Origin of the sequence: Collimonas fungivorans Ter331, assembly GCF_000221045.1 — a bacterium.
GTDB lineage: Bacteria > Pseudomonadota > Gammaproteobacteria > Burkholderiales > Burkholderiaceae_D > Collimonas > Collimonas fungivorans_A.
On sequence record NC_015856.1, the window covers coordinates 648,232 to 670,528 of the forward strand.

At 59.2% G+C, this 22,297-nt stretch carries 25 protein-coding genes and 1 other RNA gene; 18 read left to right on the forward strand and 8 right to left on the reverse strand.

The genetic code is table 11. The features are described 5' to 3' along the window. Window positions 1-167 precede the first annotated feature (167 nt). On the forward strand, window positions 168-818 hold the full coding sequence (locus tag CFU_RS02800; RefSeq protein ID WP_014004533.1) for a M949_RS01915 family surface polysaccharide biosynthesis protein: 651 nt from the start codon (window positions 168-170) through the stop codon (window positions 816-818). 317 nt (window positions 819-1,135) lie between these two features. On the opposite strand, the gene CFU_RS02805 is transcribed toward CFU_RS02800, so the two are convergent. From CFU_RS02805 to CFU_RS02820, 4 genes are all read right to left on the reverse strand, one after another. Continuing rightward, window positions 1,136-1,285, reverse strand: a complete 150-nt coding sequence (locus CFU_RS02805) for an entericidin A/B family lipoprotein (protein WP_014004535.1) — start codon at window positions 1,283-1,285, stop codon at window positions 1,136-1,138. 70 nt (window positions 1,286-1,355) lie between these two features. Beyond that, window positions 1,356-2,027 (reverse strand): MarC family protein, encoded by a 672-nt coding sequence (locus CFU_RS02810; protein ID WP_050808457.1) that lies wholly within the window; start codon window positions 2,025-2,027, stop codon window positions 1,356-1,358. A gap of 82 nt (window positions 2,028-2,109) precedes the next feature. Beyond that, complete coding sequence (locus tag CFU_RS02815; RefSeq protein ID WP_014004537.1) at window positions 2,110-3,027, reverse strand: ornithine cyclodeaminase family protein; 918 nt, start codon at window positions 3,025-3,027, stop codon at window positions 2,110-2,112. A 12-nt stretch (window positions 3,028-3,039) separates the two neighbouring features. After that, window positions 3,040-4,308, reverse strand: a complete 1,269-nt coding sequence (locus CFU_RS02820; protein ID WP_014004538.1) for a D-amino acid dehydrogenase — start codon at window positions 4,306-4,308, stop codon at window positions 3,040-3,042. Window positions 4,309-4,486: 178 nt separating this feature from the next. Here CFU_RS02820 and rnpB point away from each other — a divergent pair. The 12 genes from rnpB to CFU_RS02875 all read left to right on the forward strand — a co-directional run bounded on the left by rnpB (window position 4,487) and on the right by CFU_RS02875 (window position 14,877). Continuing rightward, an RNA gene (gene rnpB / locus CFU_RS23550) (RNase P RNA component class A) lies at window positions 4,487-4,812 on the forward strand. A 133-nt stretch (window positions 4,813-4,945) separates the two neighbouring features. Continuing rightward, entirely contained in the window at window positions 4,946-5,500 is a 555-nt protein-coding gene (locus CFU_RS02825) for a fasciclin domain-containing protein (protein WP_014004539.1), read from the forward strand. Between the two features lie 169 nt (window positions 5,501-5,669). After that, window positions 5,670-6,830, forward strand: coding sequence for an acyl-CoA dehydrogenase family protein (locus CFU_RS02830; protein ID WP_041741143.1), 1,161 nt, complete (start codon window positions 5,670-5,672; stop codon window positions 6,828-6,830). Then, window positions 6,827-7,615, forward strand: a complete 789-nt coding sequence (locus CFU_RS02835) for an enoyl-CoA hydratase (RefSeq protein ID WP_014004541.1) — start codon at window positions 6,827-6,829, stop codon at window positions 7,613-7,615. The genes CFU_RS02830 and CFU_RS02835 overlap by 4 nt, the downstream gene beginning before the upstream one ends. After that, the gene (locus CFU_RS02840) at window positions 7,612-8,769 is read left to right on the forward strand and encodes an enoyl-CoA hydratase/isomerase family protein (protein WP_014004542.1); all 1,158 of its coding nucleotides are present in this window, start codon (window positions 7,612-7,614) and stop codon (window positions 8,767-8,769) included. The genes CFU_RS02835 and CFU_RS02840 overlap by 4 nt, the downstream gene beginning before the upstream one ends. A 74-nt stretch (window positions 8,770-8,843) precedes the next feature. After that, window positions 8,844-9,302, forward strand: coding sequence for a DsrE family protein (locus tag CFU_RS02845; RefSeq protein ID WP_014004543.1), 459 nt, complete (start codon window positions 8,844-8,846; stop codon window positions 9,300-9,302). Window positions 9,303-9,656: 354 nt separating this feature from the next. Beyond that, window positions 9,657-10,112, forward strand: a complete 456-nt coding sequence (locus CFU_RS02850) for a DUF2244 domain-containing protein (RefSeq protein WP_014004544.1) — start codon at window positions 9,657-9,659, stop codon at window positions 10,110-10,112. Window positions 10,113-10,144: 32 nt separating this feature from the next. Then, complete coding sequence (gene coxB / locus CFU_RS02855) at window positions 10,145-11,317, forward strand: cytochrome c oxidase subunit II (RefSeq protein ID WP_014004545.1); 1,173 nt, start codon at window positions 10,145-10,147, stop codon at window positions 11,315-11,317. A 14-nt stretch (window positions 11,318-11,331) separates the two neighbouring features. Beyond that, complete coding sequence (gene ctaD, locus CFU_RS02860; RefSeq protein WP_014004546.1) at window positions 11,332-12,933, forward strand: cytochrome c oxidase subunit I; 1,602 nt, start codon at window positions 11,332-11,334, stop codon at window positions 12,931-12,933. 158 nt (window positions 12,934-13,091) lie between these two features. Then, window positions 13,092-13,673, forward strand: coding sequence for a cytochrome c oxidase assembly protein (locus CFU_RS02865; RefSeq protein ID WP_014004548.1), 582 nt, complete (start codon window positions 13,092-13,094; stop codon window positions 13,671-13,673). A 58-nt stretch (window positions 13,674-13,731) separates the two neighbouring features. After that, window positions 13,732-13,947: a DUF2970 domain-containing protein gene (locus tag CFU_RS02870; protein WP_014004549.1), complete on the forward strand. Its 216-nt coding sequence runs from the start codon at window positions 13,732-13,734 to the stop codon at window positions 13,945-13,947. A 69-nt stretch (window positions 13,948-14,016) separates the two neighbouring features. Next, a complete protein-coding gene (locus CFU_RS02875) occupies window positions 14,017-14,877 on the forward strand; it encodes a cytochrome c oxidase subunit 3 (RefSeq protein WP_041741144.1) in 861 nt (286 codons plus the stop codon). 83 nt (window positions 14,878-14,960) lie between these two features. Here the strand turns inward: CFU_RS02875 and CFU_RS02880 are convergent, their stop codons facing one another. Beyond that, window positions 14,961-15,161, reverse strand: a complete 201-nt coding sequence (locus tag CFU_RS02880; protein WP_014004551.1) for a twin transmembrane helix small protein — start codon at window positions 15,159-15,161, stop codon at window positions 14,961-14,963. Between the two features lie 96 nt (window positions 15,162-15,257). Here CFU_RS02880 and CFU_RS02885 point away from each other — a divergent pair, with 96 nt between their 5' ends. Genes CFU_RS02885 through CFU_RS02905 form a run of 5 tightly spaced genes read left to right on the forward strand, consistent with a single transcriptional unit; the run spans window position 15,258 to window position 19,247 of the window. Further along, entirely contained in the window at window positions 15,258-15,980 is a 723-nt protein-coding gene (locus tag CFU_RS02885; protein ID WP_337999062.1) for an SURF1 family protein, read from the forward strand. Further along, a complete protein-coding gene (locus CFU_RS02890) occupies window positions 15,940-16,563 on the forward strand; it encodes an SCO family protein (protein WP_014004553.1) in 624 nt (207 codons plus the stop codon). Before CFU_RS02885 ends, CFU_RS02890 begins: the two co-directional genes overlap by 41 nt. Window positions 16,564-16,570: 7 nt before the next feature. Further along, entirely contained in the window at window positions 16,571-17,731 is a 1,161-nt protein-coding gene (locus CFU_RS02895) for a COX15/CtaA family protein (protein WP_014004554.1), read from the forward strand. Beyond that, a complete protein-coding gene (gene cyoE, locus CFU_RS02900) occupies window positions 17,728-18,612 on the forward strand; it encodes a heme o synthase (protein ID WP_014004555.1) in 885 nt (294 codons plus the stop codon). Before CFU_RS02895 ends, cyoE begins: the two co-directional genes overlap by 4 nt. A gap of 8 nt (window positions 18,613-18,620) precedes the next feature. Continuing rightward, window positions 18,621-19,247 (forward strand): SCO family protein, encoded by a 627-nt coding sequence (locus tag CFU_RS02905; protein ID WP_014004556.1) that lies wholly within the window; start codon window positions 18,621-18,623, stop codon window positions 19,245-19,247. 213 nt (window positions 19,248-19,460) lie between these two features. Here the strand turns inward: CFU_RS02905 and CFU_RS02910 are convergent, their stop codons facing one another. The 3 genes from CFU_RS02910 to rpoH all read right to left on the reverse strand — a co-directional run bounded on the left by CFU_RS02910 (window position 19,461) and on the right by rpoH (window position 22,209). Beyond that, window positions 19,461-20,012, reverse strand: a complete 552-nt coding sequence (locus CFU_RS02910) for a DUF4166 domain-containing protein (RefSeq protein WP_014004557.1) — start codon at window positions 20,010-20,012, stop codon at window positions 19,461-19,463. Beyond that, window positions 20,009-21,175: a saccharopine dehydrogenase family protein gene (locus CFU_RS02915; protein WP_014004558.1), complete on the reverse strand. Its 1,167-nt coding sequence runs from the start codon at window positions 21,173-21,175 to the stop codon at window positions 20,009-20,011. Before CFU_RS02915 ends, CFU_RS02910 begins: the two co-directional genes overlap by 4 nt. 134 nt (window positions 21,176-21,309) lie before the next feature. Next, window positions 21,310-22,209: an RNA polymerase sigma factor RpoH gene (rpoH, locus tag CFU_RS02920; protein WP_014004559.1), complete on the reverse strand. Its 900-nt coding sequence runs from the start codon at window positions 22,207-22,209 to the stop codon at window positions 21,310-21,312. Window positions 22,210-22,297 lie beyond the last annotated feature (88 nt).

Genomic DNA, 22,297 nt, shown 5'->3' on the forward strand with positions numbered 1-22,297 from the left:
CCGCCGCCGTGCGCTTGGCATTCTGCTAGCTACATTGGCACTGCCTTTGACACCCGCTTGGGCCTTGGAACCTACCGAGCCTGTCAACCGCCTGTGGAAACCTGTCGATCAGTTCAAGGTGAACGTAAATTAACTATTAATTTGCCCCCTATTGGACTCCTGTAACTATGCAAAAAAATATTTCTTATGTAGTCATACTAATAGTTCTCTTTATTTCCGCGAATTGTAATATTGCTTTTTCAGCGGAAATAATGACCTCGAAGATTGATCAAAAAATTCTGTCCGAAGGACATATCGAGCTAAAAGGGAATTTAATTTCTGCGATTAGCGTACAAGATAAGATAGGTCAGCACATATTGGTCTTGACGGAAAAAGATGGACCGTCGAAAACGGAAAAAAATAACTCAAAAAATGAGCGCATAGATTTGCGTGCTGTTTTTTATGCCAAGGAAAATACGGGTTGGGTTGAAGAATGGGCTATCACGGATTTTGTCGACTGTCCTGGTTTGGATTCCAGCGCATCTTTTTTCGCAAAGAACGTGACGTTTACTGACTTGAACAATGACGGCATCGCCGAAGTCACTGTTCCATATAAGATGTTTTGTGGTGGAGGCATTGATCCTAGCACCGTCAAAATCATTATGCGGAAAGGTAAGGAGAAATTCGCCATCAGGGGTGAATCTCAAATAATCATCCAAGGCCAGGAGCCTTACGGTGGAGAGAAGACCTACGATAAGTCTTTATTGCTGCCTGAAAATGCAATGTATAAAAAACATCTTGATGCTGTGTGGAACAAAGTTTACGTTGAGCGTCATTAAGGCAGAACAAAGCTGATTGACCGCTGAAAAATGGAGCTGTCATGAAAGATCAGCATGTCTCTGAAAATTATTGCCGCTGGTGACGACACTGACCACGGCGGCAATGTGTCACCGTCATTCTTGCAAAAAGTGTCTTTGATTGACCCTGAAAATTAGGTGGTGTTGGAGTACATGTGACTTACTTCAGTCACGTAAATCAGGATGGAGATTTGCCGGGTCCTGGATGACGAGGCGACTTTATGCTGCTGGATATTGTTGCAAGGATGGTGGCAGGGGACGGCCGGTAACGCTGCCCGTCCCCGCCCGATCCGCCTGAATTACATTTTCTTTTGCACGTCCTGTGCCGCGTCTTGCACCTTTTCACCACCGGTCTGCACATCCTTGCCCATGCCGGCGACCGTATTGCACGCTGACAGCGCGCCCAGCATGCCAAACATCGCTGCAACTATCATCATTTTCTTCAGCATCGTGTGCTCCTAATGAGTTGGTGAGGCAATGATCTTATCACTAGAATTCTGCAAAACGGGAAAAAGTGATTTAGTGCGCTTGCCCCAGCAACAATAAGCCGCTGACGCCATCCCACAGGATCTGCACGCCGATGCACAGCAAGATGAATGAAGTCATGCGCTGCATGACGGTGGTGCCGGTCTCGCCCAGCAAGCGTATCAGGACGCCGGCAAAACGGTTGCTGAGATAGACTGCTAGTGCCGCCAGCGCCAGGCCGACGACGGCGGCGATCATGGACAGCGGCAGCGGCACGCTCGGCACGCGTATGCCGGCGCCGAGGGTAATGGCGACCGAGATCGAACCTGGGCCGACGGTGAGCGGAAACGCCAGCGGATAAAAAGCCTTCTTCGAGGCCAGCTGTTCGGTCCACAGCGATGCGGGCACCGCTTCCGCCATCGGCGTTTCATCGGAGTTCAGCATTTTCCAGGCGGTGGCCACCACCAGCAGGCCGCCGGCGACTTTCACCACGGGCAGCGACAGGCCGAAAAAAGCCAGCACATGGGTGCCGATGAACATGCCGCCTACCAGCAGCAGGAAGGAATTGATGGCGACTCCGCGCGCCAGGGAGTTGCGGGTGGCGTCGGAGGCGGAGATGGTCAGCGCATGGAAAATCGGCGCGCCGCCGGGTGGGTTCATGATCGGCAACAGCGCTGCCAGCACAAACAGCACGGTCTTCAGGAAGCTCAGCAGGTGGAATTCCATGTGCACATGTCGCCAGTAGTCGTCGGTGGCCCGATTCTAGACCGGCGGCATGATGTCGGCAAGCAATCCCGCTAACAGCCCCTTACCAGCCGAAACGCTCACAGGCGCGGCGGTAAACCAGGCCGGACAGGGCGATGTCTTCCAGGCCGACGCCGATCGCCTTGTAGATCACCAGGTCGTCCGGCTGGCGCTGGTAAGTGCTGCTGCCGTCGACAATCTGTCCCAGCTCCCACACCTGGTCCCAGGCGAAAGTGCCGGGCTGGCACAGCAGCAGGTCGCCGGCTTCCTGTTGCGCCTGCGGTTTCCATTCGACCACCAGCGCATTGGCGCGGGCGATCGCACGGTCGTCGAGTTCGCGCAGGTTGCCTTTGCTGGCGCCGACCGCCGCAACGAAGGCGCCGGTTTGCAGCAACTCGCCGGAAAACAGCGGTGTGGCCGAGCGCGTCACGGTAACCACCACGTCGCCGCCCTGGGCCGCCTCGTCGAGGCTGACGGCGCGCGCCGGGATGCCGGTCTGTTGCGTGACCTTTTCTGCGAATTGCTGCTGGCCGCTGCGGCCGGCGATCAGGATTTCCTTGAACTTGCGCACCGCCAGCAAGGCCGGTACATGCGAATGGGCCTGGACCCCGGTGCCGATCACGGCCAACGTGGCGACGTCTTGCCTGGCCAGGTGGTCGGCGGCGACTGCGGTGGCGGCGGCGGTGCGCAGGCCGGTCATGGTGTCGGATTCGATTGCCGCCAGCGGCCGTCCGTCTTCGGTGGAAAACAGCACGGTGACGAAATGGAATTTGCCGTTGATGGTGGTGTAGACCTTGTAGCCGGCAATACCTGCGGCCGGCAGCAGCGCGCCCATGCTGGACATCATGACGGGGCCGGCGCTGGTGCGCATCCTGGCCTGTTGCGCGCCCTGTCCGATGCCGGCGAAAGCGTCCCGCATGGCACCGATGGCGTCGCTGGTGTTGATCAGTTCGGCGACTTGCTGGTTGGTGATGAGTTTCATGGCTATCCTTGGTTAGGTGCTGAATGCAAAAGGGGCGGCGTCGATGGAGGTTGCTCCGCCCGCGATCAGCTGCGCCAGCAAGCTGGCGCTGCCGTGCGCCAGGGTCCAGCCGAGGCTGCCGTGGCCGACATTGAGGTACAGGTTCTTGACCGGCGAGGCGGAAATCAGCGGCACGCCGCTCGGCGTCGCCGGCCGGAATCCGCTCCACGGCGACAAGCCGGCGCTGTCGGACAGGTCGCCGCAGCCAGGGAACAATTCGCTGGCGCCGCGCTTCAATTCATCGATGGCGGAGGCCGGTATGCTGCGGTCCATGCCGACCAGTTCCACCCGTCCCGCAACCCGCAGGCGGTTTCCCAGCCGGGCGTAAACGATTTTCCGGGACAGGTCGGTGATCGATACCTGCGGCGCTGCGGCTTGCGTGGCGGCGTCGTTCAAGGGGACGGTGATGCTGTAGCCTTTGAGCGGATAAAGCGGCAGCGAGAAGCCGGCATGGCGCGCAAAACCGGCGCTGGCGGCGCCTAGCGCCAGTACGAAAGTATTGGCGGCGATCTGCTCCTGGCCAGCGTGCACCGCGGTCAAGGCGCCGTTGCGCATTTCCAGCTTGTGGATGCGTTGCGAGTGGGCGAAGCGGAAACCCGGCTGTTGCGACATGGCTTCGACCAGTTGCCGGCAGAACAGCGCGCAGTCGCCGGCCTCTTCGCTCGGGGTGTACACGCCGCCGACCCAGTCGCGCTTGGCGTTGGCCAGCGCCGGTTCGATCTGCATGCAGCGCGCGGCGTCGATGATTTCCTGCTGGCAGCCATGCAGGGCCTGGAACTCGATTTGTTTGCGCGCGCCTTCCAGGCCTTTGGCGTCGCCGTACATCACCAGCTTGCCGGCGCGGCGGTGCTGGAAATCCAGCTGCTGCACTTGCGTCAGCTGCTGCAATTGTTCACGGCTGAAGAACGCCAGCCGCAACAGGTCGATGGTGGTTTGCCGGACGCGGCCGGTATTGCAGGCCGCCAGGAACTTGAACAGCCAGCGCCACTGGGCGGGATCCATTTGCGGCCGCAGGGTGAGCGGCGAAGCGGCGCTGAACAGGTATTCCGGCCAATGGGTCCAGACCGACGGATCGGCCAGCGGCGCGACATAGGAGAAGCTCAGCTGGGCGCCGTTGCCGAGGCTGGTCTGGCTGCCCGGCAGCGCTTCGGCGTCGACCAGTGTGACTTGATGGCCGGCTTCCAGCAGCCGGTAGGCGGAAGTGACGCCGATGACGCCGGCGCCCAGTACGCAGATGTGCATGTGTTCTGTCCTGTTGGGGGTGTGATGTCGGCTGCTGCGATCTTGCAGCGCACAAAGCTACTATACGTACGCTCAAATATTCTGTCTCATGCCGTTTTAGCATCATTGGCCGAGCAAGATGACGCAAGTGCAATGAAATAGCACGGCTGCGCTCCCTCATTGCGGTAAAATGCCGCCTGAAGTAAGCCAGACAGCCGCTGGCCGGCGTTGCAATGCGCCGGCGGGAGGAAGGTCCGGACTCCATAGAGCAGGGTGACGGTTAACGGCCGTCCGCCGTGAGGCGAGGAATAGGGCCACAGAGACGAGCGTATTAAGTTACGGTGAAACGCGGTAACCTCCACCCGGAGCAATCTCAAATAGGCACGCGTTGATGTTGCTCGCGGAGCGTGCGGGTAGAGAGCTTGAGCGCTGGAGCAATCCAGCGCCTAGAGGAATGGTTGTCATAACGCGAGGGCGCAAGCCTGGGCGTCGTAACAGAATCCGGCCTATCGGCTTACTTCATTTTCTTCCGGCGGATGCCAGATCGGCATCGCTATCTTATTGCATGATTTTTTGAATCCGGCGAATCCAGTTTCGGGGCAGTTGCGTATATGACTGTGCAGGCTCCGAAAACTGACTTTCTTTCAAAGGAATCATCATGCGCAAACTTACCTATGCTTTGACTTTATCCACAACCCTGCTGGCCGCCGGCGCGGCCTATGCAGAAGATACCGTGATGGTCGGCGGACAAAGCATGTATCCCAGCAAGGACATCGTCGACAACGCTGTCAATTCGGCCGACCACACCACCCTGGTCGCCGCGGTAAAGGCCGCCGGCCTGGTGGATACGCTGAAAGGCAAGGGGCCGTTCACGGTCTTTGCTCCCACCAATGCCGCCTTCGCCAAGCTGCCGGCCGGTACCGTGGAAACCCTGGTCAAGCCGGAAAACAAGGCAACCCTGACCAAAATCCTGACGTATCACGTGGTGCCGGGCCGCTACGGTTACGCCAAGCTGGAAAGCGCCATCAAGCAAGGCAATGGCAAGGCTGAGCTGGCGACCGCCAGCGGCGGCAAGCTGACCTTCATGCAAAACGGCCCGCACAATATTGCCGTCATGGATGAGGGCGGCCATAGCGCCAATATCAGTACTTATGACGTGAATCAGTCGAATGGCGTGATCAACGTGATCGATACCGTATTGATGCCTAAATAGACACAAGGTTGGTAAGCGGCTTCAGGCGACGGCATTCTCCCCGTCGCTTTTTTTCGTCCAAAGGGATTGGGTGACGTTTACGTTAACGTCAATTATTGTTATTCTGCAGGGATAGAAATTGCCGGCAGCAGCAATCACCCATACCCATCCGCTTTGGAGACAGACCACCATGGATTTCGAATTATCAGAGGAGCAACGCGCGTTCCAGCAGACCGCGCGCGATTTCGCCACAGGAGAACTGGCGCCGCATGCCGCCAAATGGGATGCCGAAGCCATTTTCCCGACCGATGTCATCGCCAAGGCTGGCGAACTGGGTTTCTGCGGCCTGTACACGCCGGAAGAAGTGGGCGGCCTGGGTTTGTCGCGGCTGGACGCCACCATCGTGTTTGAGGAACTGGCGCGCGGCTGCACCTCGACCACGGCTTACCTGACGATCCACAACATGGTGAGCTGGATGATCGCCAACTGGGCCACGCCGGCAGTGAAAGATGCGTGGTGCGGCAAGCTGGCGCTCGGCCAGAAGCTGGGTTCGTACTGCCTGACTGAACCCGGTTCGGGTTCCGATGCCGCCTCCCTCAAGACCAGCGCGGTGCTGACCGACGGCCATTACGTCATCAACGGCTCCAAGGCATTCATTTCCGGCGCCGGTTCCACCAATGTGCTGGTGCTGATGGCGCGCACCGGCGCCGGCGGCGCGCATGGCGTTTCCGCCTTCGTGGTGCCGGCCGATGCGGCAGGCATCAGCTATGGCCGCAAGGAAGAAAAGATGGGCTGGAACAGCCAGCCGACGCGCACCATCAGTTTCGACAATGTCCGGATTCCCGCCGACCACCTGCTGGGGCAAGAGGGCGAAGGCTTCCGCCTGGCGATGCGCGGCCTCGACGGCGGCCGCATCAATATCGCTACCTGCTCGGTCGGTACCGCGCAGGCGGCGCTGGATGCAGCGCATGCATACATGAGCGAACGGCGGCAATTCAACCGGCCGCTGTCGGATTTCCAGGCGCTGCAGTTCAAGCTGGCCGACATGCAGACCGAGCTGGTGGCAGCGCGCCAGATGGTGCGCCTGGCCGCTTGCAAGCTGGATGCCAAGGACCCGAATGCGACTACCTACTGCGCGATGGCGAAACGTTTTGCCACCGATATCGGCTTCCAGATCTGCAACGAAGCGCTGCAGATCCACGGCGGTTACGGGTACATCCGCGAGTATCCGCTGGAACGCCATTTCCGCGATGTGCGGGTGCACCAGATCCTGGAAGGCACCAATGAAATCATGCGTGTGATCATTGCCCGCCAATTGCTGGGCAACGCATCCAACGAGGACATCCGATGACTGACACGATCTATACCAACCTGCGGCTGGAAATCGTCGGCCACACCGCCATCGTCACGATGGCCAATCCGCCGGCCAATACCTGGACCGGCGCTGCCTTGCGCGACCTGACGCGCCTGGTCCAGGACCTGAACGCGGACAAGAATATCTACAGCCTGGTGCTCACTGGCGAAGGCGAGAAGTTCTTTTGTGCCGGCGCCGACCTGAAACTGTTTGCCGATGGCGACAAGGTCATGGCGCGCGACATGGCGCGCCGCTTCGGCGAGGCATTCGAAACCCTGTCCGGTTTCCGCGGCGTCTCGATTGCGGCCATCAACGGCTACGCCATGGGCGGCGGCCTGGAGTGCGCCCTGGCCTGCGACTTGCGCATCGCCGAGGAGCACGCGCAGATGGCTTTGCCCGAAGCCGCGGTCGGTCTTCTGCCATGCGCCGGCGGCACCCAGAACCTGCCATGGCTGGTGGGCGAAGGCTGGGCCAAGCGCATGATCTTGTGCGGCGAGCGGGTCACTGCCGACACGGCGCTGCGCATCGGCCTGGTCGAAGAAGTGGTCAAGAAAGGCGAGGTCCGGCAGCGCGCCCTGGCGCTGGCTGAACAGGTTGCCAAACAGAGCCCGTCCAGCATCAGCGCTTGCAAGAAACTGATCCAGGGCGCGCGCAGCAATCCGCTGGCGAACTTGCTGCCGGTGGAGCGCGAATTGTTCCTTGACCTGTTTGATACCGAAGATCAGAAGGAGGGCGTGAATGCCTTCCTGCAAAAACGTCCGGCTGTATGGAGTAATCAATGATGGCAGAAGTGACTATGGCGCCGGCTTTGTTCGAAGAGCTGACGGCTGAAAATGGCAAGCGCATCGGCGTCGCCACGCTGAACGTCGAAAAGACGCTGAATGCGATATCGCTGGAAATGGTCGATTTGCTGGACCAGCAGTTGCGTGCGTGGGCCGCCGATCCGCAACTGGCGATGGTGGTGCTGCAGGCGGCCGGCGAAAAGGCTTTTTGCGCCGGCGGCGATTTGCAGGGTTTGTATCGCACCATGCTCGACCAGCATGCAGCGGGCAAGCAGGAAGACATCCGCAGCAATACTTATGCCTGCGATTTTTTCGAGCGCGAATACCGGCTCGATTACCTGATTCATACTTATTCCAAGCCTATCCTGGCCTGGGGCCATGGCATCGTGATGGGCGGCGGCATCGGCCTGATGGCGGGCGCCAGCCACCGCGTGGTGACCGAGAAATCGCGGCTGGCGATGCCGGAGATAACGATCGGCCTGTATCCGGACGTGGGCGGCACCTGGTTCCTGAACCGGATGCCGGGGCAGGTCGGCTTGTTCCTGGCCTTGAGCGGCGCCTCCATCGGTGCGGCCGACGCCATTTTTGCACGGCTCGCCGATTACCAGGTCAGCCACGCGCAAAAGCAGGCGGTGTTGGCGGCTTTGCTGAGCCAGCCGTGGGACGGCGGGCAGGACGATGTCCTGTTGAGCCGGATTTTGCTGGATGCCCAGGACCAGGGCGCGGCAGCTTTCGCGGGCGCACCGGCTCCGCTGCAGCAGCATTTCGCATTGATCAACCAGCTATGCAGCGCGCCTACCCTGGCGGAAGTGGTGGAAAATATCGTCACGCTGGCAGCCGATGACCAGTGGCTGCAACGAGGCATCGCCACCCTGGCCGCCGGCAGCCCCGCTTCGGCCTGGCTGTCGCACGCCCTGCAGAAACGGGCGCGGCACATGTCGCTGGCGGAAATATTCCGTCTCGAATATGTGGTTTCCCTCCACTGCGCCGCCCGCACCGATTTTGCCGAAGGCATCCGCGCCCTGATCATCGACAAGGACCGCCAGCCGAAATGGCAGCCCGCAACTTTGGCTGCGGTCACCAACGATTGGGGCAACGGCTTTTTCAGCGATCCGTGGTCCGGGAAAAACCATCCTTTGGCAGATTTGATATAACGTTGATGCGCTGATCAATCGCGCGGATAAATCGACGTTATCCTGTTTGTCCGTTTTTCCAGCCGGGAGCCAATATGCAGCGACGCAACATTCTGTGGACCATGTTTTCATCAATCGGCGCGGCGGCGGTCCTTGCCGGAACCGCGTCGCGCGCCAATGCGGCAAACGCTGCGGGCGTGGATAAAGCCAAAGTCGCTTATCACCTGAGCGAACTTGATAAAACCGGTTTCGTACTCGGCAATATCCAGAATCACTTTGACGGCATGGGCGGGCCGGACCAGGTCAAGATCAATCTGGTCATACATGGCGCGGCGCTCAAGGCGTTTCACTCGGCGCAGGCAAGCCCGGAATTGAGCGCGCACGTGGCCGAGCTGGCAAAAATGGGACTCGGGCTGAGTGCCTGTGTCAATACCATGAAGGCACAGAACGTATCGCTGAAAGATCTGCTGCCGGGTTTTAGCGTTGCCGACAAAGGCGCGGTTGTGCTGCTCGCCGACCTGCAGTCGCAGGGCTACGCTTATTTGAGGCCATGACCGGACTGAAGTGATTGACCGCATCACACGGAAAACCAGCATCTCGCTGGATTGGCCACAATAATTCGACTCTGACCCTAATTAATTCCAGGGCGGGACGCGGTGTGGGGCTGCCAATCCTGGTTTTTTTCAATATAATAAATTTCTTATATGAAACATATCGGCAAGGCGATAGTTGAATGGTTTGCCATGGGGGAAAGCGGCTCCGTACGGGGATGAAAACGCGGTTTTGAGGGCATGCGTGTAGCGGGTATAAGGATTTGATTCTCCTTGATAACATCTTCGGTTACCCCTTATACTTCGAAGGTTTTAGCTTGTGCGTACAGGCGACTTGCTCGGTGTCGATAGTGCATCATGATTAAGCGAGAATGGGACTTGAGGCGTAACTGCGCAATCGCGCCGCGCCAACTTGGTTTTTTCTATGCAATCCTCTGCGCCACGTCGTTTGCCGTGGCGATCGGCTTTACCTTGCACGGCGCCTGGTTTGTCCTGGTGTTTGCGGTCCTGGAAATGGCGGCGGTTGCTGCCGCATTCCTGGTCTATGCATGGCACGCCACGGACCGCGAGCACATAGCTATGCTGGACGATTACCTGCTTGTGGAATTGATACAGGCACAGGAAGTTCGACGATTCAAGCTGGATTTACATGCGATCCGGATTGCGGTGCAAGAGACAAACAAGGGCCTGATAGACATCGAGGCGCTTGGCACCAGGGTCGAAGTAGGGCGGTTTTTGACGAAATGGAAGCGGCGCGAGTTTGTTCTGGAGCTGCGGCAGGAGCTACAGCGCAACCAAGTGACCAGTGGTTGACATAATTATAATTTTGGGCTTTTGAGGAAATCATGGAATATGCGAAGCGCCTTATATCGTTGATGCTCGGTGCCTCGCTCTTGTCGGCAGCTATGCCGTCATGGGCGGTGGTCGATAGTCCGGGTGGTCCAGCGGTGCTGCAGATGAACTTTCAACCACCGGTAACGCAAATTGCCCAGCAAATCTATGACCTGCATCACTTGATGCTGATCATTTGCCTGGTGATCTTCCTGGCCGTTTTCGGGGTGATGTTCTACTCCATTCTCAAGCACCGCAAATCGCTCGGCCACAAATCGGCCAGCTTCCACGAAAGCACCGGCGTCGAAATCGCCTGGACCGTGGTGCCTTTCCTGATCGTCATCGGCATGGCCCTGCCTGCCACCAAGACCGTGGTGGCGATGAAAGATACCTCCAACGCCGACGTCACGATCAAGGTCACCGGCATGCAATGGAAATGGGGTTATGACTACCTCAACGGCGATGGCGCCGGCATTTCCTTCCTGTCCAACCTGTCGACGCCGCACGAGCAAGTGGTGGATTCGACCAAGGTCAAGAACGACAACTACCTGATCGAAGTCGACAATCCGATGGTGGTCCCGGTCAACAAGAAGGTCCGCATCATCACTACCGCCAACGACGTCATCCATTCCTGGGGCATTCCGGCATTCGGCGTCAAGCAGGATGCGATTCCCGGTTTTGTGCGCGATACCTGGTTCAAGGCAGAAAAGGTCGGTACTTACCGCGGCCAGTGCGTTGAACTGTGCGGCAAGGACCACGCTTTCATGCCTATCGTGGTCAACGTGCTGAGCGAAGCCGATTACAAGACCTGGGTCGACGGCAAGAAAAAGGAAATGGCTGCGCAGGCAGACGATCCGAGCAAGACATGGACTATCGACGAGCTGAAGCAGCGCGGCGAAAAAGTCTACACCGCCAACTGCGCGGTCTGCCACCAGGCTACCGGCAAGGGCGTGCCTGGCGCGTTCCCGGCGCTGGACGGCGACCCGGTGGTCAACGGCCCGCGTGCTGAACAAATCAACGTCGTGCTGAACGGCAAAGTCACCGGCACCATGCAGATGCCAGCCTGGAAAGCCGTGCTGTCGGATACCGAAATTGCTGCGGTGATTACCTACACCCGTAACAACTGGTCCAACAAGGCTCAGGAAAATATTGTCCAACCAGCTGAAGTGCTGGCTGCGCGTAAGTAAATTAGGAGATTGAGATGAGCACTACCGCAGTCGATCACGCACACGATCATTCTCACGACGACCACGCGCACCACGACCATCCGCACGGCTGGCGGCGCTGGCTGTTCGCTACCAACCACAAGGACATCGGCACCTTGTATCTGTGGTTCTCGTTCACCATGCTGCTGTCGGGCGGCGTGCTGGCGCTGCTGATCCGCGCCGAGCTGTTCCAGCCCGGCCTGCAGTTCTTCAAGCCTGAATTCTTCAACCAGCTGACCACCATGCACGGCCTGATCATGGTGTTCGGCGCGATCATGCCGGCCTTCGTCGGCTTCGCCAACTGGATGATCCCGCTGCAGATCGGCGCCTCCGACATGGCGTTTGCGCGGATGAACAATTTCTCGTTCTGGCTGATGCCGCCGGCTGCCTTGCTGCTGCTGACCTCGTTCCTGGTGCCGGGCGGCGCGACTGCTGCCGGCTGGACGCTGTACGCTCCGCTGTCGACCCAGATGGGCCCTGGCATGGACATGGCGATTTTCGCCATCCACATCATGGGCGCGTCGTCGATCATGGGTTCGATCAACATCATCACCACCATCCTCAACATGCGCGCGCCTGGCATGACGCTGATGAAGATGCCGATGTTCTGCTGGACCTGGCTGATCACCGCCTACCTGCTGATCGCCGTGATGCCCGTGCTGGCCGGCGCCATCACCATGACCCTGACCGACCGTCATTTCGGCACTTCCTTCTTTAACGCCGCCGGCGGCGGCGACCCGGTGATGTACCAGCACATCTTCTGGTTCTTCGGCCACCCCGAGGTCTATATCATGATCTTGCCGGCGTTCGGCATCGTGTCGCAGATCATCCCGGCATTCGCCCGCAAGCAATTGTTTGGCTACGCATCGATGGTGTACGCCACGGCGTCGATCGCGATCCTGTCGTTCATCGTCTGGGCCCACCACATGTTCACCACCGGCATGCCGGTGACTGCGCAGCTGTTCTTCATGTACGCCACCATGCTGATCGCGGTGCCTACCGGCGTCAAGATCTTCAACTGGATCGCTACCATGTGGCGCGGTTCGATGACATTCGAAACACCGATGCTGTTCGCGCTCGGCTTCATCTTCGTGTTCACCATGGGCGGTTTCACCGGCCTGATCCTGGCGGTGACGCCGATCGATATCCAGATGCAGGATACCTACTATGTGGTGGCCCATTTCCACTACGTGCTGGTGGCAGGCTCGCTGTTCGGGCTGTTCGCCGGCTACTACTACTGGAGTCCGAAGTGGACCGGTTTCATGTACAGCGAAAGACGCGGTCAGATCCATTTCTGGAATTCCCTGTTCTGGTTCAACGTCACGTTCTTCCCGATGCACTTCCTGGGCCTGGCCGGCATGCCGCGCCGCTACGCCGACTACCCGGCGCAGTTCACCGATTTCAACATGCTGGCTTCGATCGGCGCCCTGGGTTTCGGCCTGAGCCAGGTCTACTTCCTGTTCTTCGTGATCATTCCATCGATCAAGGGCGGCAAGAAAGCAGCCGACAAGCCATGGGACGGCGCCGAAGGACTGGAATGGACTGTGCCTAGCCCAGCGCCTTTCCATACTTTCGAAACGCCACCGACCTTTAAATAACGGCAGCGGCGGGCTGCAGCAAGCCCGTCGGCGCTGCATGACTGAGCAAAATGAGCAATCAAAAAAAGCCGAATAACTTGCGTACCGGATTACTGGTAGGCCTGCTTGCGTTGAGCTTCTTCATCGCGATTTTCGTCAAGATGCTGTGGTTCAAGTAAATGGCCGATCCTGCAGATAGCCAAGCAAACCAGGGCAAGGTCGAATCGCGGAAGCTGAACAAGCAAATGCTGGGCAAGCTGCTGGTGATTGCGGTATTGATGTTCGGTTTCGGTTATGGCCTGGTGCCGGTATATAAAAAGATCTGCGAGGTCACCGGCGTCAATTTCCTGACGCCGAAAGACGCCACAGTGGAAGCGCCGGCCAATACCCAGGTCGACAAGAGCCGCACGATTACCGTTGAATTCGACGGCAATTCGCAAGGCCCCTGGCGTTTCAGGCCGACGGTCAGCAGCCTGCAGGTGCATCCGGGCGAAATGACGCAGGTGGTGTATGAGGTGGTGAACAAGCAGTCGCGCAAGATGGATGCCCAGGCGATTCCAAGTTATGCGCCGCAGCAGGCGGCGGCTTTCTTCAAGAAAGTCGAATGTTTCTGTTTTACCCAGCAGACCCTGGGCCCGAACCAGGCCAAGGAAATGCCGGTGGTGTTTTACATAGATCCTGCTATACCTAAAGATGTAAAGCTGATCACGCTGTCCTATACGTTCTTTGAAATTGCAGGGCAGCCGGACAAGGCAGGCTGATTTGGGCTGATTTGGGCCGGTTCAGCAGCAGGGTTAGCCGGATAACGAGAGGTATCAAATGTCGGACCTGGAGCAAGCAAGCCGCCGTAAAGCCTCATTTGGCGCCACCATGAAAGCGGTATTCTGGTCGTTTTTCGGCGTGCGCAAGAGAAAAGATTATGAAAACGATGCCGCCAGCCTGAATCCAGTGCATGTAGTGATCGCCGGCATACTCGGCGCCCTGATTTTCATTGCGATCCTGATCACCATCGTGAAACTGGTTGTCGCTAAATAAACGCAGTGCCGTAGTACCGTAATTGTACTGACTGACAGAAACTAATTAAATTTGTATCGGGAGATGGAAATGAGTTCTCAACAAGGTAGTGCGCCATACTATTTCGTCCCTGGACCATCCAGGTGGCCGGTGCTGGGCGGCCTCGCGCTGCTGGCGACGATGGCCGGCGCCGCGGCATGGGTCAACAGCGTCGTGTGGGGCCCTGAGCTGTGCGCTATCGGCATCTTGTCGTTCCTGGTGGTGCTCTACAAGTGGTTCGGCGATTCCATCCGTGAATCCGAGGGCGGCATGTACAGCGCGCGCATCGATACCTCGTACCGCTGGAGCATGAGCTGGTTCATCTTCTCCGAAGTGATGTTTTTCGCGGCGTTTTTCGGCGCCTTGTTCTACGCCCGCAGCATTGCCATGCCGTGGCTGGGCGATCTGGACAACAAGCTGCTGTGGCCGGATTTTGCCGCGCACTGGGGCAATGCAGGCCCGGCCGGCACCATCGAATCCTTCAGCACCATGGGGCCGTTCCCGATCCCGACCATCAACACCGCCTTGCTGCTCGCTTCCGGCGTCACGCTGACCATTTCCCACCACGCGCTGCGCGCCGGCCACCGCGGCAAGACCGCATTCTGGCTGTTTGTCACGATCGCGCTGGGCGCAACCTTCATGGGCTTCCAGGCTGCCGAATACATCGAAGCGTATAGCGACTTCAACCTGAAGCTGACTTCCGGCGTCTACGGTTCGACCTTCTTCCTGCTGACCGGCTTCCACGGTTTCCACGTCACCATCGGCGCCATCATGCTGTCGGTCGTGCTGTTCCGTGTGCTCAAAGGGCATTTCACCCCGGAACACCATTTCGCATTCGAAGGCGCGGCCTGGTACTGGCACTTTGTGGACGTGGTCTGGCTTGGCCTGTACGTCGTGGTGTACTGGCTGTAACAGCCAAGCGGATCAAGCGCGCATAAAAGAAAGGCCACACTTCGGTGCGGCCTTTTTTACTGTGGATTCTTGCAGCGCTGGGCTTAGTGCAGCCCGGTCGGCTGGATATAACCGAGCTTGTACAGGACCAGCAGCAGGATGAACAGGGCGACTGAAAAGCCGACGCGCATGGTCAGGGCTTGCACCGTGCGGTTGCTTTTACCTTTGTCGCGCATCAGGAACACCAGCGCCGAGGCAAGGCTGCCGATAATCAGGATGAAGGCGATGGCGACGACGATTTTCATAGGCAGGCCGGGGAAACACGGGGAAACATTGATTAAGGCGCTATTGTAATGCCAATCGGATTCCGGTTCAGGTTCAGATTTCGGCCGGTCCCCTTCGTGGTGACCGTATTGCTGGTGGTGCTGGGCATCGCGTTGGCACAATGGCAAACCCGGCGCGGCGACCAGAAGCAGGCGATTGAAAGCAGGCTGCTGCGGCGCGAAGCCGACGCCACCGTCAGGCTTGGCGCTGCCTTACAGGTGCAGGACGTCGACCAGTTGGAGTTTCGGCGCATGGCGCTGCGCGGTGAATTTATTGCCGGCTGGCCGGTCTATCTCGACAACCGTCCCTTGAACGGCGTGGCAGGCTTTTATGTGCTGATGCCGTTCAAGCTGGCGGCGTCGGACACGGGGGTGGCTAACTACATCTTGGTGGCGCGCGGCTGGCTGCCGCGCGATCCGGCCGATCGCAGCAAGCTGCCGTCTTACCCGACGCCGGCCGGCACGGTCGAGATAGAAGGGCTGGTCAGGCGCGATTTCGGCCATGTCCTGCAGCTGGGCGATGCCGCTCCCTTGCGCCCTCAGGCGATTGTGCAGAACCTGGCGGTCAGCGAATTTGCCACTGCCAGCAAGTTCAAGCTGCAGCCGTTCGTGATCGAGCAGACCAGCAACACCGAAGACCATTTGCTGCGCGACTGGCCCCGGCCCTCGCTCGGTATCGAAAAGCACCGCGGCTACGCGTTCCAGTGGTATGCGCTGGCCGCGATGGCCTTGATTTTTTTTGTTGTGACAGGATTTAGACGTGGACCAGAAAACACCGACAAGCCAGCCCAGTCCGGCTGAGAATAAACCGCGCTGGGGCGGCCGCTGGAAACTGTTCGCGGTGATTGCGGTATGCGCAGCGCCCATGATTGCTTCCTATCTCACCTACTACGTGATCAAGCCGCAAAGCCGCAATAACTACGGCGAGCTGCTCGATCCGCGCGACTATCCCGTGCCGGAGCTGGGCAGCACCGCGCTCGACGGCAAGCCGCTTACGCTCGACGCCTACCAAGGCAAATGGCTGATGCTGCAGGCCGATGGCGGCGCTTGCCCCAAAACCTGCCAGGACAAGCTGTTCGAAATGCGCCAGCTGCGCCTGATGCAGGGCAAGGAAATGGAAAGGATCGAGCGGGTCTGGCTGATTACCGACGACCAGCCTTTGCCGACCATGGTGATGCGCGAATACGACGGCACCAGGCTGTTGCGGGTCAAGCCGGAGCTGCTGAAAGCCTGGCTGCCGACCGAAGCCGGCACCAGCGCCGCCGATCACATCTACCTGATCGATCCGCGCGGGCACCTGATGATGCGTTTCCCCAAAGACGCCGATCCAAGCAAAGTGAAAAAAGACCTGTCCAAGCTGCTGCGGGCGTCGGCGATAGGATGAGTTTGCGATGACAACGCCAATGTTAATCCAGCTCGGCAGCATGGGACTGCTGGTGGCCTTGCTGGCGTTTTGCGTGGTCTGGGTTTCCAGCGACACCGATAAATACCGCAAGCTGGTGTGGGTGACGCTGTTCCTGACCTTTGACCTGATCATGTTCGGCGCATTCACCCGGCTCACCGATTCCGGCCTCGGCTGCCCCGACTGGCCCGGCTGCTACGGCCACTCCAATCCGCTGCAGGCGCACGAACATATCAGCGCCGCCCAGGAAGCCATGCCGACCGGTCCGGTGACAGTGATGAAAGCCTGGATCGAAATGACCCACCGCTATTTTGCGATGGGGGTCGGCGTGCTGATCATCGCCCTGATGGCGATCGCCTGGATGCGCTGGTTCAAGGCGCGCAAATCGGCTGTGCCACAGGACAGCAAGTTTTCACCGTGGTTTCCGACCTGGCTGTTCTTGTTCGTCTGTCTGCAAGGCGCTTTCGGCGCCTGGACCGTGACGCAAAAACTGCAGCCCGTGATCGTCACCACCCATCTGCTGCTCGGCCTGACCTTGCTGGCGATGCTGACCTGGCTGGGCGCACGCCAGAGCGGCCACGCGCCGGTGGCAGCCAGTGCCGCCGGCCTGGTCAAGCCGGCGCTGGCCGGCCTGCTGCTGCTGATTCTGCAAATTGCGCTGGGCGGCTGGGTGAGCACCAATTACGCTGCCCTGGCGTGCACCGATTTTCCTACCTGCCATGGCGCGCTGCTGCCGCAGATGGATTTCGCCAACGGCTTTACCCTGTGGCGCCACCTGGGCATGACCGCCGACGGCGAATTCCTGTCGTTCCAGGCCCTGACGGCAATCCATTGGACTCACCGCAGCTTCGCTTTCGTGGTGATCGCCTTCGTTGTCTGGCTGGCTGGCAAAGCCTTGTGCACCGAGGGCCTGCAAAAAACCGGCCGCTGGCTGCTGATCGTTGTCGGCTTGCAATTGCTTACCGGTCTGTCTACCATTTTCCTGAACTGGCCGCTGGCTATCGCCGTGGCGCACAACGGTGGTGCGGCGCTGCTGCTGCTGTTGCTGGTCATGTTAAACTATAAGACTAGACTAGCTCCTGGCGTATCTCCGGTTTTTGGGGCGCCAAGCCATCCAGTAATCGCTGACCGCCTCAACCCGCATCCATGACCGCTTTGACCGTACCACCTAATCGAATTGCCCAGTACTGGGCGCTGACCAAGCCGCGCGTTACGCAGCTGGCGGTGTTTTGCGCGGTGATCGGCATGTTCCTGTCCACGCCAGGCTTGCCGGACTGGCAACGTTTGATCGCCGCCACCATCGGTATCTGGCTGCTGGCCGGCGCCGCTTTTGCCATCAATTGCCTGGTCGAGCGTGAAATCGACTCGCGCATGGCGCGTACCGCCCGCCGGCCCATGGCGCGCGGCGAAATCACCGTGCCGCAGACCCTGGTGTTTTCCGGCGTCATCGGCGGGGCTGGCATGTGGGTGCTGTACAACTTCGTCAATCCGCTCACCATGTGGCTGACCTTCGCCACGTTCCTCGGCTACGCCATCATCTACACCATCATCCTGAAACCGGCGACGCCGCAGAATATCGTCATCGGCGGCCTGGCCGGCGCCATGCCGCCGGCGCTGGGCTGGGCTGCAATCGCCAACGACGTGCCGATGCAAGCCTGGATCCTGGTGCTGATCATCTTCGTCTGGACCCCGCCGCATTTCTGGGCGCTGGCAATGTACCGGCGCGACGACTACGCCAAATCCGGCCTGCCGATGCTGCCGATCACGCACGGCATGAAGTTCACCCAGTTCCAGATCTGGCTGTACACGATCGCCCTGGTGGCGACCACCATGCTGCCGTTCGCGGTCGGCATGAGCGGCCTGATCTACCTGGCCAGCGCGGCGATACTGGGCCTGATCTTCCTCTGGTACGCATGGCAGATCTACCGGCACTACACCGACCTGATCGCGCGCAAGACCTTCGCCTATTCGATCGTCTACCTGTCGCTGCTGTTCGCCGCCTTGCTGGTCGACCACTACCTCAAATTCTGAAAGCAAACATGAAGCGTGTTATTCCTGTCGTTGTGGCCGGCTTGCTGGCGGCTTTGTCTTTAATCGCCTGTGGCGACAAGCCTGCGGGCGGCGGCCAGGAAATGACGCTGTCGCCAGCCAACAGCGCGTTCATCAACACCGACGTCACCGGCCTCGGCTACGCCCGCGATTTCGCCCTGACCGACCATACCGGCAAGCCGCGCACGCTGGCCGACTACAAGGGCAAGGCGGTCGTCGTGTTTTTCGGCTACACCCAATGCCCGGATGTCTGCCCGACTACCATGGTCGAAATGGCGAACGTGATGAAGGAACTGGGGCCGCAGGCAAGCAAGGTGCAGGTCCTGTTTGTCACCGTCGATCCGGAGCGCGATACGCAGGAGCTGCTGTCGAAGTATGTGCCGGCGTTCGATCCGAGTTTTGTCGGCCTGTACGGCGACCAGGCGGCGACCGACAAGGTGGCCAAGGAATTCCGCGTGTTCTACCAGAAAGTACCCGGCAAGACCCCGGGCAGCTACACCATGGACCATACCGCCGGCAGTTATGTGTTCGATCCGGAAGGCCACATCCGCCTGTTCGTGCGCCACGGCCAGGGACCGGATCCGATTGCCCACGACCTGAAGCTGTTATTGAAGTAATCGACAGGGCGTCCCGGTCGTTCCTGAGCAATCAAGGCAGAATCCTGTACGGTTCTGCTTTTTTTTGATCCGGCAATTAACGATTCTCCGTTGGGTCTTCCATGAAGCGCAGGCAATGCTCGGCGCTCGGCAGGAAACATGAATCGCTGCGGCCGAATATGCGATGGTGGTAGAGGGCGTCCCTGATGAAGGACGGCAGCAGTCATGCGGTGATCATAGGGCGATCTCTTCCTGTTCAATTTTCAGATAGCCTCGATACTCGGCCAGCACGCCGACCAGCGGCAGATGCGCCGCCACATTGAAATGCAGTTTGCCTGGGGAGGCGGTTTCTTCCGCCAGCACCGACGGCACGAGAAATCGCGGGCACGGAATACCGCAAACAGTTATGCGCTGGAGTAGCATTGTCAGCCGGCCGCTGTCGGCCTTCAGCTTGAAGTGCAAATCTACCGGGCCCAAGCGTTCAACCAGCGTTCCGGACTTGACCTGCATGCGCGAAATCATCATGCGGCCAGGGTAGTGGCGGCGCCAGGTTTCTTGCCGGGAGTCGGCATCCAGCTCAAACAGGAAATCGGTTTCCGCCATCGCTTTCGGCAGCGAAAATACCTTGCCCATCAGGCGTCCGATGGCGCTATGCGGGCTCTTCACCTCGCATCTGCCCGGCAAGCTGACGTTGCCGGCCATGCTGTGAAATATCTGCAGTTCGCGGCCGAGCGAATCGAAGTCTGCGCCTAGTACCTGGCGATAGAGTGAATCCGCAGGACTCATTTTGCGCTGCTCTCCGTAGTGATCGCCAGTCCCTGCATGACATCGAGGAAATCCTCAAGCTTGAGAATGCCGATGCAGGGAAATGCGCCGCGGCGTGTGGTTTGATTGCGGGCGAGCTTGCCGGCCAGGATGGCGCTGGCCAAAACCGGGACATAGGGACCGTCGCCGTTTGCGGCAATCAGCGTCCAGCGGCGATGCTGTTTTGCGCCATCGATTCCAAGCCCATCCAGCTCAACGTGCATGGCGCCGGCGTCGGAGCCGAAACGGATGAACAGGTCGCTGAGTTTTTTAAGGATCGCCGCGTGGCGCGACCAGTTTTGCACCAGCCCGGCCCGGCGCATTCCGCTCATCAGCCATACGCCGAAATGCAGTAATGGCAACTCCAGTCCGGCGCCAAAGGAAACCCGTTGCACACCTGGATAGCGCTCGGGGAAAAGCTGAAGATCGGGGACATCGCAGTTTGCCAGCCAGCGGCCGCCAACCGGCGCCCGGTAGTTCTGCCGGCGCAGTCCTTGCCAGCCGAAAGCCTGCTGCCAGCGTCCCGCGCGCCATTGCGGAAATGAAGCCCCGCAATAACCGAGGATCGCACCGACAGTCGCTAACCCGCGTTCGGTGCGATTGCCGGGGCTGATGCCGACGTCGATACCGTGCAGTTCGCTGAAATTTCCAGCCAGCTCGTCCACCACTGCGCCGGACAAGGCCGGCACCGAACTGGCGCCGCTCGTCACAAACAGGTCTGCTTGCCTGGCGTCGGCATCCAGTGTGATGATGCCAGAGACAAAATCGCGCCCGTCCGCCAGGTCGGCATAATGGACTCTCGCCTCAATGCAGGCGCGAGCCACTTCATATCCCTGTCCTTGGAATGGTCCGCTGGCGTGGATTACCATATCGGCCCGGCTTGCGCGGATCCGCGTTGCCAGTCCTGCTTCGGACACATCAATCCGGCATGCGGAGAATCGCTCGGTTGCTGTTCGTCGATTCAGGGAGTCCGCCAGCATCTGAGCTGCGGCCATGTCTCTGCCGGCAATCGTGACATGAAGAAGGGGATCGAGCGCAAGGCGTTCGGCAAGTCGCCTTCCAAAAAAGCCATATCCGCCGATCAAAAGCACTTTATACGCCGATTCGCCTGGGGAGCAGGCGGAGATGTTTTTTTCTTCCGTCATGAATCGTGCTCGGCAGGTAAGTAGTGATTAGTGTAGCACCCAGGGAAACTATTTCGAGGATAAAATAAAAGCCCCGGCAGCGTTGGCTGGCGGGGCTTTTGCAGGCTTGGGCTGCGAGATCGGCAGTGCCTTTGTCAGGCAAACGCCGCCAGCGAACCCTTCATCTTCTTCAGCGCAACCGCCTCGATCTGGCGTATCCGTTCGGCCGATACGCCAAACTCGTCCGCCAACTCATGCAAGGTGGAGCCGGAGCCGTCGTCGTTGGCCAGCCAGCGGGCTTCGACGATGCGGCGTGAGCGGTCGTCCAGCTTGCTCAGGGCCGATTCCAGGCCTTCCGACTGCATGCGGTCGTAGCGTTGCGCTTCCAGCACTTTGCTTGGCTCTTGCGCTTCGGTCGACAGGTAGGCGATCGGCGCAAACTTGTCGTCATCGTCGTCGGTCGGCGCTTCCAGCGCGATGTCGCGGCCGGTCAGGCGCGTTTCCATCTCGATCACTTCTTCGCGCTTGACGTTGAGGGTCTTGGCCAGTGCATCGACCTGGGCCGGCGTCATGGCGTCCAGGCCTTCCTTGTGGCTGCGCAGGTTGAAAAACAGCTTGCGCTGCGCCTTGGTGGTGGCTACTTTCACCAGGCGCCAGTTTTTCAGGATGTATTCATGCATTTCGGCCTTGATCCAGTGCATGGCGTACGACACCAGCCGTACACCCTGGTCCGGGTCGAAGCGCTTGACTGCCTTCATCAGGCCGATATTGCCTTCCTGGATCAGGTCGGCATGCGGCAAGCCGTAGCCGAGGTAGCCGCGGGCGATCGACACCACCAGGCGCAAATGCGACAGCACCAACTTTTGGGCGGCGCCGAGGTCGTTTTTGTCGCGTAATTGTTGCGCCAAAGTAATTTCTTCATCATGTGTCAACATCGGCAGGCGATTGACTGCCGAGATATACGCGTCAATATTTCCCAGCGTACCGGAAAAGCCGAGCGCCAGGGCGCTGGTGTCGGTGGGCATTAAAGCAGTGTTGACGGATGGGTTCTTCATTCTTTCTCCTTGCTGTCCGGCCAGCTGAAGCTGCCGGTAGATCAACGATCAGACCTTTGACTTGATTATATTAGCACTCTCTATTGTT